The following is a 13,746-nucleotide window of genomic DNA, read 5'->3' as shown; positions in this document are numbered from 1 at the left end:
CAATCCAAGATTACATATAATACATTAATATAAAAAATTTAAGATTTTATAAAATTACTCACATATATTATAGTACAACACCTGTTTTAGCTTATTTCGTACAATGTTATACTATAGATATTACCACGTATATCCTGATTTGTTTCAAAATAATAATAGGACACATATCAGCTTAGATACATATCTTACCAATTACAATAAACATAATATGAAAAACCCTATAAACAAGACTTAAGTTGCTGTACGTAATCTAACATATTAGCTGCCTTAAAAATTGCAGACCCAACAACTAAAATATCTGCACCAGCTTCAATTACACTTTTAGCATTCCCAATATTAATACCACCATCTACAGCTATTTTAGTTTTTAATGAATACTTCTCTATCATGTCACGAACACATGAAATTTTATCCAACTGAGATGCAATAAATTGCTGTCCCCCAAAACCAGGATTTACCGTCATAATTAACACAAGATCAAGTTCAAAAATAATATACTCTAAAATATTATAGTGAGACGTTGGCACAAGAGATAATCCAACACTTCTTTTATAAGATTTAATCTTCTTTATTACACGATCTAAGTGTATATCAGATTCCGCATGAACAGTAATCATATCTGCTCCTGCATCAACAAAAGCTTCTATATAATTACTAGGAGAATTAATCATGAGATGCACATCAAACGGAATAGTTGTATATTTCCTTATCGCAGAAATGACAAGAGGTCCTATAGTAATATTAGGTACAAAATTACCATCCATCACATCTATGTGGATATAATCTACACTTGCATCTACCAGCATCTCTACTGATTTACCTAAATTAGCAAAATCTGCTGATAGTATAGAACTAGATATTTCTACAACTTTTGTTTTATTAAAATTATTTTTTTTTGCTAACACGTGAATTTTGATAATGAAACATATAGTTTACAGTCTATTGAATTCCATATAATTTTCAAGCATGTAGAAAAACAATAAATACTTTTGATCTTTTTTGATAGAATTTGAGATTACACATACTATAAAGAAATCACATCAAATCCAGTAAAAATCACATACAATCCAACTGCAATTACTATCCTAATAATCTAAGCTAAAAATGTTTAAAGCAAGCTTCTTATAAAATTAGTGACTAAATATTTTTAATTCACTCCTTAATACAATCCATGCAAATAAATACTCTTAATCTATAATTTACGAAAATTACAGCAATATAACTTTAATTCATGACACTAGAATATTAAGTTATTTCACATCACCACTATCTTAACAATAACATTACATTTTTTTAAGCTAACAAAATATAGTATTATCACAATTATATTAAAGCTATTTTTACTATATAGTATTTAAATCAATACTAATCAACTCCAATGGAACTGATCCTAAATAACTCTAGCGTCAACATCAAACACATAACTAAAGTCTACTGTCTTTACTATATGACACTAAATAGTACTATCAACTCCAATGGAACTGATCCTAAATAACTCTAGCGTCAACATCAAACACATAACTAAAGTCTACTGTCTTTACTATATGACACTAAATAGTACTATCAACTCCAATGGAACTGATCCTAAATAACTCTAGCGTCAACATCAAACACATAACTAAAGTCTACTGTCTTTACTATATGACACTAAATAGTACTATCAACTCCAATGGAACTGATCCTAAATAACTCTAGCGTCAACATCAAATACATAACCAAAGTCTACTGTCTTTACTATATGACACTAAATAGTACTATCAACTCCAATGGAACTGATCCTAAATAACTCTAGCGTCAACATCAAACACATAACTAAAGTCTACTGTCTTTACTATATGGGATTAGATCAGCCCAATTATCTCCTACAGAGACATCAACTTTTAATGGTACTGACAACTTAATCACGCCTTCCATTACTTCTGTTATGATTTCTATTGTGTAATCTACATATTCTTCTAAAACTTCAAATAGCAATTCATCATGCACTTGCAGTATAAGTGAACCATTTGTAACTCTATCAAACAAGCGAATCATTGACATTTTTATTATATCAGCTGATGTCCCTTGCAAAGGAGCATTAATAGCTGCCCTTTCAGAGAAATTTCTCGCCATAACATTACTGCTATTAATATCTTTTATAAAACATTTTCTACCAAAAATAGTTCTAGTATAACCATGAGTTTTTGCATAAATCTTAATATTATCAATATAAGATTGAATTTCCGGATATGACTTAAAATAGTTATCAATATATGCACTTGCTTCGGACTTAGAAATACCAAGCTGTTTAGCTAAACCAAACGCACTCATACCATAAATTATACCAAAATTTATTGATTTTGCCTTTCTTCTTAAGTTTTTATCTAAATTTTGGGTGCCAAATATCTGTTTTGCTGTTATTGAATGTATATCTTGATCTAAGAAAAATGCATCTTTAAATGCCTGTACATCAGCTATGTGTGCTATTATTCGCAGTTCTATTTGTGAATAATCAGCAGAAATTAGCTTGTATCCTCTTTTTGCAACAAACGCTCTTCTTATAGCAGTACCTTCCTCACTCCTAATTGGAATATTCTGTAAATTTGGATTGCTTGAACTCAACCTACCAGTAGCAGTTGATATCATAGAGTAAAAAGTATGTATTCTTCCACTATTACTATCTATCTGCTTCCCTAAAGCATCAGTATAAGTACCTTTTAACTTGGTAAAATGACGCCATTTTAATACTTTATCCGCTATCTCAACTTCATTGAATACAAGATCATTTAAAACTTCAGCATCTGTACTATAATTACCTGAACTTAATTTCTTCCCCTTCTTTATACCCATCTTATCAAATAAGACACTTCCTAACTGTTTTGAAGATGCAATATTAAACTCTGTTCCTGAAAGTCCATATATTTCACTTTCTAGCATATCGATATTCTCTGAAAAAGTAGACGACAATGTTTTTAAAATATCAATATTAATCAATACACCAGTCTTCTCCATGCTATCTAACACATGAATCAATGGTTTCTCAATTCTTTCATAGATAGTATACAATTGATTTGTAAATAACCCCTTCTTAAATAGCTCATGCAACAACAATAAAGTCGTAGCTTCTACGTTAGTAACATCCTGCTTAACATTATAACTAACTAGATTTTGTAATGAATGATTATGGATACTTGGATTTAGAACATACGACATTATCATAATATCATCAAAAGCTATAATATTCACATCAGGAATAATTTTCAACAATGTCTTTACATCATATATTACTTTTAACACATAATTTAAACTAAGCACTGATTTAATAAACTCTAATGCACTATCTATATGATCTTTATCAATATGGAGCAATACGTCTTTCCTATAGGATAAAGAAATGCTATCAATAGTATTATCGGTTGCTTCTATATGTAAGGCCATTATTCCTTCACTTTTACAGTTTTCAATAAATACCTTAAGTGACTCAGCAGAGTAGTGTATAACCTTGCTATCAATCATAGTATCACTACTATAATGAGAATCTTGGTTAGTAGATGAGGTGGTTGTTTTTAAAATCTTATTAACTTTACTTCCTAAAGAATGCAATTCATACTTCTTAAAAAATTCTACTAATTCTTGTATCTTAGAAACCTGAAAAACATATTTTTCTATATCCCCACATATATCTATCTTGTCATCCAAAATTACCAATTTACGAGATAATATCGCCTGACTACTATACTGCACTATTGATTCACGACATCTATTTGTTTTAATTTCATGTGCACGCAATAACAAATCATCTAATGACTTAAACTCATTAAGCAACCTCGCTGCTGTTTTAACTCCAATACCTGGAACCCCAGGTATATTATCTGATGCATCTCCTGTCAAAGATAAGAAATCCAACAACTGACTCGATGATATGCCAAATTTACTTTGTACATCCTCTTCCTTAATGTATTTATTTTTCATCGGATCAAATATACAAATACCGTATTTTAAAAGTTGTAATAAATCTTTATCTGATGTTACAACCGTCACTTTAATATCTTGTAATTTGCAATATTTTTTACTTAAAGTCGCTATTACATCATCCGCCTCATATCCTACCACCTCCTCAGAAGCTATGTTAAAAGCACTGACGGCTTCTCTTAACAATGAAAATTGTGATATTAAGTCATCAGGAAGTTTAGGACGATTGCTTTTATATTCTGGATATATATCATGACGAAAATTTTTACTACCAGTATCAAATACAACAACTAAATAATCAGTTTTATGTTTTTCTATATACTTTAAAAAATATTTATAAAACCATAAACCCCACCAATAGGCAATCCATAAGATGTTCTAAGATTTGGTAAAGCATAGTATGCTCTGAAGAGTAGCCCATAAGCATCTATAATTGTAAAAACACGCATTATTTAAACATGCTATATAAAATCTACAAATTCTACACTTTACAATCTTATTAGTACACACAATTCCACAATCAAACGGATTATAAAACTTGTGCAGTTTTCACTGGACTTAAAGCATAGTAGAATTCTATACAATAACAATTAATCATGCAGATTAAAATCTCTTATATCTTTAATATAGAACAACATACCATAAAAAAACATGTTTACATATAAACAACACGAAATTAATTAGAAAAAGTTTTTTCAACAAAATTATCTCTTATTTAATAAAATCACATTAATATTTTTAGTAAGTACAATTATGGGTATACTAAATATGACAAACACAAACAACACTGGGACAACACAAAAAAGTAGAGCTACCCCAAGAAAGACAACCACTAGAAATAAGAATAAACTTGAAAGCCTTGACACCAATAACATTACTCAAGCGGCAGCATCAGATAAACAAACACAGAATAGCGATACTACTTTAAATAATATGGATTTCATTAATCTTAAAAAAGTAGAATCCGATGATGCAGAAATAATATATAAATCAAATACTTCTAAACAATCTAGTTTCCTCAAAGATCTATGGCATTCACTCAAAGAGTATTTTTCATCAACACAGTAATCTAACCTTTTTAGATCAGGTTTTTTTACTAGCCATACATTGAGTTCAAACTTGTGTATATGTAAGCATTTTATATAAGAAACTTAAAATTCACAAATCGATGGGCAGTAGTAAATATAAAGTACCAAGTATACACAAGCAAAAACTATTGACATTAAATATATTTTATGTTGAAATGCCGTTTTCCTTATTATCTCGTTTACATAAGAAGGCATTTTCCAGTGAAGACTTCAAGTAATAAAAAAAGCAAAAATTACATCTTATTAGTCTTACTAATAATTTTAGTAGTTATACTGTTTTTTACATCAATAGTAAGAGTTAAATTCTAGAGTTAGGTTATAAAATGTCATGAATAAATCAAGTACTTGTTCTTTTACAGATCTTAATTTACATACGAAGGAAGAGCTAACGACAATCTTAAACTATGGCTCTACAATTAAAAAAAATCCTAACTTATATAGAAAGCATTTACTAAATAAAAATGTAGCTTTAATATTCCTTCAGCCATCAACCCGTACAAGAATATCATTTGAAGTTGGAGTTAATCAATTAGGTGGAAATGCTATTATTCTTAATGAAAAAGATACTCAACTAGCAAGAGGTGAATCTATTTATGATACAGCTAAAGTTCTATCAAGATATGTTGATTTAATAGTAATAAGAATACTAGAACATAATTCTCTACTTGAATTAGATAAGCACAGCACAGTCCCAATAATTAACAGTCTTACACAACATAGTCATCCATGCCAAGTTCTAGCTGACATTATGACTTACGAAGAAAAAATGGGTCCTATAGAAAATTCTACAGTAAGTTGGATTGGAGACTTCAATAACATGCTCGTATCTTGGATACACGCTGCAACAGTATTAAACTTTAAACTAAACATCTCAACTTTAGAATACTCAGAAAATCTTGATTTATTACTCAAACAGGCAAAAGAGAAAGGCAATAATATTACATACGATAAAAATCCTTATAATATCATTCCAGATGCAGATATCATTACTACAGACTCCTGGGTTTCAATGGGCTTTGAAAATAAAATCAAAACTGAATTTTTTAAATACCAAGTTAATGCTAATCTTCTCAAAAAAGCTAAACCCAACTATATGTTTTTGCATTGTTTACCTGCACACAGAGAAGAAGAAGTAACATCTGAAATAATAGATGGACCAAATTCATACGTATTTGACGAAGCAGAAAACAGATTACATATTCAAAAAGCAATTATGTTATGGTGCTTAAATCTGTTATAAGACAAGCCTATATTGCTACATACTTTAAGTTAAGTCCATACAATTAAAAGTTTTTAAAATAATAAAATAAATCTCTTGCAGTATGACAACTTCTTCAGAAGTAACAGACTAACACTATAACTGAAGACAAATACACAGATCTTACAGACAGTCTATTTTCCACTTCCTTATAAGAACATATGAACTTTATTATTATATAAGAAGCTTTTAAACGATGAATAAAATCAATTACAGAACTCACAAATAAACTACAAGACAATAAGTATTCACCCAATACAGCTTTACAATTCAAAAATTAATATGAAATCTTCATAGTTATTTCATATAACAAGTGCGTAGTCCTTGCAGAAAAAATTGATATAAGTATAAAATTTCCACTCTAAGTAAAAAAAGGAATATTATTAGATGTCATCTGTAGAAAAATCTTACATACACAATTTGCGGCTAGTAAATTTTCGTAACTACTTAAACCTTGAGTTAGATACTTCTAGTAAGTCAGTCGTATTACTTGGAAAAAATGGTGTAGGAAAAACAAATATATTAGAAGCAATTTCTCTACTATCAAAAGGTACTGGTATCAGAGGAGTTAACACAGAAAGTATGCAAAACAGTGCATCTAACGCTCCATGGAGCGTTTCATATCAAATTCATACACAAAATGGTATCTATCCAATTGCAATTTCACGAAATAATAATAAACGCACTATTCTAATCAGTAATAAGAACCAAAGCTACATTACATTACATAAAATTACAAATGTCATATGGTTGATACCACAATTAGATCATATCTTCTTAAAATCACAAAGTGAAAGATTAAGATTTTTCGACAGAATAGCACATATCTTCGACACAAAATACGCTACATATATTATAAAATACAACAAGGCAAAACAAGAACGCAGCAAATTATTACATAATAACTCTATAGACAATTTCTGGTTATCCAGTTTAGAGAGTATCATTGCAGATAATGGAATGAACATTGCACGAATAAGATTCAATGTTTTACAAATATTACAAAATATCTTATCTCAAAACAGTAAATCCCATGCTTTTTTTAAAGCAATTATAAAAATCCAAAGTCAAGTATCTGATTTATTAAATCAAGAAAATTCCGTTGAGCTATACAAAGAACATTTAAAGAACAATAGAACTAAAGATTCATTAAGTAATCTAGTAAATTTCGGAGTCCATAATGATAACTTTCAAATATTTCATTTAGAAAAAAACTTAATAGCTAATCATTGTTCAACCGGAGAACAAAAAATTCTATTATTATCATTAATTTTATCTTCTGTCTTAGCAAAACAAAACATTGAAGAATATCCAATCTTATTACTAGATGACGTAATGTCCCATTTAGACGCACACCATCAAGAAAAATTACTAGAAACCATAAGAAATATAAAATGCCAAGTATGGTTGACAGATATCGATCTTACACAACAAAACTTTACAAAATATAGAGAACATTTTAAGTTTTTTCATGTAGCAAACAATACAATAACTCACAATAATATTTAATGTACCATAAAACATATTTGCACTTTCAAGCAATCACAATTCTTACTAAACATAAATCTAAATAATTCTTTTTAGAAGATGACACTTATACATAAAATATTCTATAAATCATACCAAACACAGTAGAAATATATTTTACGCTTTATACACATAATTACTGCATCCACATAAAATTTCCTAACAAAATAATCAAAAATCCCCATAGTGTTCTTGTTCATCTTAATAAATATCACACATATCATTAACTCACATTCTAAATAATCAAATTAATAATAGCTGACAACTGTTTATTGAAATAGTCTTGATTTAAAAATTATATAAAACCGAATTTATCAGTATCTCTGTACATACCAAACTAATTGCTAGCTTATTTGTAGCACACTACAACATATGTTCAAAACAAATTTATTTAGAACACAATTTAAATCCCAGATTTTTGAGAGTATTTGTATAAATATTCTTACATTGTAACCTTGATCCATTACAAACTTTCTAAACAGTTTCTCAACATAAACACTAAATAACTACCCCCCACCCCACACACACACTTCTCATACGCATCAAACTTTAGCACACCCTAAAGCATATTTTGTATAAAAAACACACTATTTTCGCATTATAAAGTATCAAAATAACGCTTAATCTGTTTTAAATCTTCCCACAAGCAATACGTTTCTGCATTAGTTGACGTAATAAGTATGATGGATGGAATATAATAGCTGTAGTAATACTATGCTGAAAAAATTGTATAAAAACACACTATTTTCACATTATAAAGTATCAAAATAACGCTTAATCTGTTTTAAATCTTCCCACAAGCAATACGTTTCTGCATTAGTTGACGTAATAAGTATGATGGATGGAATATAATAGTAATACTATGCTAAAAAAATTGTATAAAAACACACTATTTTCACATTATAAAGTATCAAAATAACGTTTAATCTGTTTTAAATCTTCCCAAGCAATACGTTTCTGCATTGGTTGACGTAATAAGTATGATGGATGGAATATAATAGCTGTAGTAATACTATGCTGAAAAAATTGATTACTATATGAATGAAATCTCCCTCTAAGTTTGGATATAGGATTTTTAGAATCAAGCATAGAATAACATGCAGTACTTCCAACTAATACTAATATTCTAGGCATAATCAAAGCTATATGTTTTTCTACAAAAGGTTTACATACTGCTATTTCAAAATCTGTTGGCCTTCTATTACCAGGGGGACGCCAAAACACAGCATTACTAATATACACAGTAGTTCTGTCAAAGCCTATTGCCTGTAACATTTTATCAAGTAGCATACCACTAGCACCACAAAACGGGATACCTTTTAAATCTTCATTTGCCCCCGGAGCTTCTCCTATTAACATTACTTTTGCTTGAGGATTTCCATCAGCAAATACAGTATTTGTCGCTAAATTTTTTATATCACATCCATCAAAAGATTCTATAGCACTTTTCAACTGCTCTATGGTATTACACTGTTCAGCAAGATTTTGAGCTTTTAATAAATAGTACTCTTCTGTATTTTCTTTAATACTTACCTTTTTCCCTTCCATACCATATCCTGTGCTATTACTACTTTGTAAAGATAGATTTTTATTTGCAAGAATATTACACTCTACATCTTCTAATGTACAATCAACACCACTTTCATGATAAAACTTTAATACTTCCAACAAGTCTAAGTCACTCACTATCAACACCAACAATTATAATAGGTCAATTTATTCTTTTTTTCTCACTTTTTCTATTGCAAAATCACGTTTAAACTTAGATAGGTACTTTAAAAACACAATCCCATTTAAATGATCAATTTCATGTTCTAAACATCTAGCAAGCCATCCTTGAGCTCTAATTATACACTCATTACCATTATAATCTAGATATTGAACAGTAACATACTGAGAACGCACTACATAATCAAAATAACCAGGAACAGACAAGCACCCTTCTCTTAAATTAATTGTCTCTTTAGATAAATCAATAATCTTAGGATTAATTATACAGTAAGGTCCTCCATATAGTTCATAACCTTCTATTTTATTTTCAATATCCTCAGAATTTCCAAGTTCTTCTGGCACATTCACAACAAGAATACGTTTATGAATACCAACCTGAACAGCAGCTAACCCTAGTCCCTGGTTAGCGTGCATTGTTTCAAACATATCATCAACTAACTTTTTTATAGATTGATCTACTTCTTTAACTTCTTCAGAATATAACGACAATTTTTTATCAGGAACAGTAACAATTGGTAAAACTGACATTGATTTCCTTATAACTGTTTGTTATTAACACTAGCCTACTATATTACATAAAAACAAATATTAATTCAAGTTTACACAACCTTACCTCATCTATAGTACTATATATGACATTCTTACGATACCTGTATCTGACGCCCATTATAGAGAATAAATGCAATACCATTTATTCTACAAAATTATTGAAGGAAGTGGATCATGGAATACCTAACAATAAAACCTGTTGATTACTGTATCAAAATATTAACCCAAAAATCCTCATTATTGTCCTTAAAGATACATATTCCTTCTATCAATATTTCAACCTATTAAACACTTCACCTTACAAACGAATTATGCTCATAAAAATCTTAAGCATTCTCATAGTCCTTATACCACAGCCTTTTTATTAATTATAAGGTTATCTTTCCTTACAACATACCTGTACAACAGTTTGGTACCTTCATTCATAACAACATACCTGTACAACAGTTTGGTACCTTCATTCATATAGTGCCAATTTACTCTCTTCCCACTATAGACAAAATTCATGCCAAGGCAGACACTCTAACAATACTATTTCAAAATGGTCAATCTATATCAAACAATAGACTACTATAGTTTTTACACATGCACATTTTTAACGCTATAAGTTAAATTTACCTCTGATTCACTTCCCTCATACCATATAAAATTATACTAAGAGAAGATATTATATAAATACTTTTTTATTTAGGCATTTATGTTACTACCCTGCAGGCTACCCTTAAGTTTTACCACACACCTACTCTACTATTTGTATTACTAAAAAAATCTAGGATTCTGACTCTAAAAGAGTAGAACATCAATTTATGAACAATCATTACCATTTATTCTAAGTTCATTCACTTACACTTCTATATTATTACTGTAAGTATTGTAAATTTCCGATGTTTATATAATACTTATTAATATATATTGATTATATCGTGTATAAAGAACTTTAGTAAACACTAACTACATGTGTTATTTTTTAACATATTTACATAATTTTATCTTCAGATTATATAAAAATAGCTGTGTATACTCATCTGCATAACCCATATCTGTCAAATTGATTTACTTATCCATGTTTACAACAACAATCTCCTACAAGAAAAGTGATAGTTTAAAACTAATACCTATTTTAAATATTAAAAATAGGTTGTCTTTAGAATTATAGATTATATTATATAAAGCAAATACCAGGACATTAGATTCATAATGCTGTTTTATATATTATCAACACTTTTTACAGTACTACATGCTATAACGCTTTTACCATTATACTTGATATTTCCGATGTCACTAAAAATAAAATGTTCAGTTCATGGTATAAAAGTAATATTATTTTTATGTAAAACTATAGACAAAATAGGTTATGAAGTACGTGGCTACGAAAACCTACCTAACAATTTTCCATATATTATTGCATCGGAACACCAATCTCCTTTGGAGACGTTAATACTGTTTACTATATTTAAAGACCCAGCATATATTCTAAAAAAAGAGTTAAGGTATCTACCAATTTTTGGTATATATTTCATGCTACTAAAAATGATATTCATTAACCGTCACCAAAAAATTCAAGCTTTAAAACATATATTAAAAACAACAAGCCTATATGTAAAGGAAGGAAGAACAGTTATAATTTTTCCTCAAGGCTCAAGAGCAATACCAGGAAAAAAAGTCACTATAAAATCAGGTGTTGCAGCCCTATATAGTCAGTTATCAATTCCTATAGTACCAATAGCAGTCAATACTGGTCTATTCTGGCCAGCTAGTATCTGCTCCTCAAAAAAAAGACCTGGTAAAGCTATCTTACAAATTTTACCTCCTATCTATCCTGGACTAACCAAACAAGAATTTACAAATGAACTTGAAACAAGAATTTCAACAGTAAGCGATTTACTCATTAAGGAGGCTTTACAACAATAACCTGCCCATTCCTACTACCGCTCATAATATTCCTTTAATTATGTATGGGGTGCATGTTAATTCAAGTATAATCACAAATGAAAAATAACTTTTTAAACTATATTTTTCTTTTCTACCTTTTTGTGAAACATCACAAATATATAAAACTCTTGCATTGATCGAAATTTACTTATAAAGTTTATACAGAGAAGGATAAGATAGGTTATTTAGATATGGCAAATCACCCAAGTGCTAAAAAAATGATTAAGGTAATAAAGAAACGCACTATGGTTAATCGTATGAGAAAAAGCAAAGCACATAATTACATAAAAAAATTTATGGCTGCTCTAGCTTTAGGAAACAAGGAACTAATGGTTGAGATGTTTAAAAAAGCTGAGTCAAATTTACATAAGTGTGTTAATAAAAAAATTATACACAGAAATACTGCAGCAAGAAAAATTAGTCGTATGGCACAAAAATTGAAAATATTTGATTTACAACAACAAGCAAAAGCTGTGTAGTAACCAATACTCAGTTTTTGCAAAAGTTAGTATTTTTTTATGTATGGTATGTTAGGTTCTTATAGTATTTATCTTCCTATAATTATAGGCTAGTTCTCTAGAGCGGTACAAAGCTTATCAAAAATACAGACTTTAGAGCATTGTTAAGTTTGTTTTTAATTAATAAAACTTTCACACTAAACATCATTAAAACAAAGGTATCTGTTATAGATTTAGCTGCCTCAAGTAGACATAAAAATGTTTACTGTTAAAATTAAAACACCTAAGATTATAGGTGATTATTACTCTGAATAGTTTAAGCAACACATAATTCTAGTTGTAAACACAACAACTCAATCAATATTACTTTTAATTTATATCACAGAATCAAATTAATACTTAGCAGAAGCATTCTCTGACTGAAAATAAGATATCATTCCATCAACACCTTGTTTACTTATCATATTTTTAATCATAGAACGCTGAATTATAGCAAAACTAATTGCATTATTAATTCTTATATCAGATAATAGAAATCTACCCTCTATATTACTTAACTTAAATTCAACTATTACAAAATTACTAATATCTCTTTCATTTGATAACCTAGTATTAATCAAGTAATGATCTTTTTTTGGGTTCTTAACAGACAGAATATTCATATTATAAACAGAATACTTACATAGTTGCTTACTGTACATTCGTTTAATATATTGACTATATTCATTAACAAACTTTTCCTGTTCATCAGTAGACATAGTGTTCCAATATGATCCTGCAACAAACTTTGAAATATCTTTTATATTAAGCACTCTATCAATTATGGATTGAATACTGGAATACATTTCAGCTTTATTTTGAATCTCTTGGATAGTAATTTCAATCTGATTTTTTAATGTAATAATAAAATAGCATGGCCTAATATGTTCTCTACATGCTTCAGTATCATCATAGGCAAAAGCACCGCTACACATAAAAAACAAACTAAGAAAAAATAATCTACATATAGAACTATTAATCATTTCAACCTACTTAATTTATACTATATATAAATAAGGCTGCTTATCTTACTATTAACTGCAATGCATCAACACACATATACCATCACTTCATAATCAATCCTTAAGTATCAATTACTAATGATTACTACAGGCCATATGCAATAGAACATAACACAAACTAATAAATATATATTTAATGTTATGTTGTCATACTCAATATTCACATATATGGACAATACAAAAATTACTAT

The 13,746-nt window shown here is 28.9% G+C and carries 9 protein-coding genes and 1 pseudogene; 5 read left to right on the top strand and 5 right to left on the bottom strand.

Annotation, left to right across the window (positions count from 1 at the left end; translation table 11 throughout):
- Positions 1–218: 218 nt before the first annotated feature.
- Both rpe and polA read right to left on the bottom strand, forming a co-directional pair.
- Positions 219–905 carry a ribulose-phosphate 3-epimerase gene (gene rpe / locus MR76_RS00200; RefSeq protein WP_024071686.1) on the bottom strand — a complete coding sequence of 229 codons (687 nt, stop codon included), beginning with the start codon at positions 903–905 and terminating at the stop codon, positions 219–221.
- Between the two features lie 907 nt (positions 906–1,812).
- Positions 1,813–4,400 (bottom strand): annotated as a pseudogene (polA, locus tag MR76_RS00195) (DNA polymerase I).
- 319 nt (positions 4,401–4,719) lie between these two features.
- Between polA and MR76_RS00190 the strand changes: the two are divergent.
- The 3 genes from MR76_RS00190 to recF all read left to right on the top strand — a co-directional run bounded on the left by MR76_RS00190 (position 4,720) and on the right by recF (position 7,806).
- Positions 4,720–5,019: a cell wall anchor protein gene (locus MR76_RS00190; protein ID WP_144445919.1), complete on the top strand. Its 300-nt coding sequence runs from the start codon at positions 4,720–4,722 to the stop codon at positions 5,017–5,019.
- 348 nt (positions 5,020–5,367) lie between these two features.
- Complete coding sequence (gene argF / locus MR76_RS00185) at positions 5,368–6,279, top strand: ornithine carbamoyltransferase (protein WP_024071684.1); 912 nt, start codon at positions 5,368–5,370, stop codon at positions 6,277–6,279.
- 405 nt (positions 6,280–6,684) lie between these two features.
- Positions 6,685–7,806, top strand: coding sequence for a DNA replication/repair protein RecF (recF, locus tag MR76_RS00180; RefSeq protein ID WP_024071683.1), 1,122 nt, complete (start codon positions 6,685–6,687; stop codon positions 7,804–7,806).
- A gap of 918 nt (positions 7,807–8,724) precedes the next feature.
- On the opposite strand, the gene MR76_RS00175 is transcribed toward recF, so the two are convergent.
- Both MR76_RS00175 and def read right to left on the bottom strand, forming a co-directional pair.
- Positions 8,725–9,510, bottom strand: a complete 786-nt coding sequence (locus MR76_RS00175; RefSeq protein WP_024071682.1) for a uracil-DNA glycosylase — start codon at positions 9,508–9,510, stop codon at positions 8,725–8,727.
- Between the two features lie 30 nt (positions 9,511–9,540).
- A complete protein-coding gene (def, locus tag MR76_RS00170) occupies positions 9,541–10,083 on the bottom strand; it encodes a peptide deformylase (RefSeq protein ID WP_044171396.1) in 543 nt (180 codons plus the stop codon).
- Positions 10,084–11,301: 1,218 nt separating this feature from the next.
- On the opposite strand from def, the gene MR76_RS00165 reads away from it, so the two are divergent.
- Positions 11,302–12,015, top strand: coding sequence for a lysophospholipid acyltransferase family protein (locus MR76_RS00165; RefSeq protein WP_024071681.1), 714 nt, complete (start codon positions 11,302–11,304; stop codon positions 12,013–12,015).
- 212 nt (positions 12,016–12,227) lie between these two features.
- Entirely contained in the window at positions 12,228–12,515 is a 288-nt protein-coding gene (gene rpsT / locus MR76_RS00160; protein WP_024071680.1) for a 30S ribosomal protein S20, read from the top strand.
- A 371-nt stretch (positions 12,516–12,886) separates the two neighbouring features.
- Here the strand turns inward: rpsT and MR76_RS00155 are convergent, their stop codons facing one another.
- Positions 12,887–13,516 (bottom strand): MlaC/ttg2D family ABC transporter substrate-binding protein, encoded by a 630-nt coding sequence (locus MR76_RS00155; protein ID WP_024071679.1) that lies wholly within the window; start codon positions 13,514–13,516, stop codon positions 12,887–12,889.
- Positions 13,517–13,746: the final 230 nt, after the last annotated feature.

The organism is Ehrlichia muris AS145, from assembly GCF_000508225.1.
Taxonomy (GTDB): Bacteria; Pseudomonadota; Alphaproteobacteria; order Rickettsiales; family Anaplasmataceae; genus Ehrlichia; species Ehrlichia muris.
The sequence above is the reverse complement of the archived record's forward strand: the minus strand, read 5'-3'. Positions and strand labels throughout refer to the sequence as shown.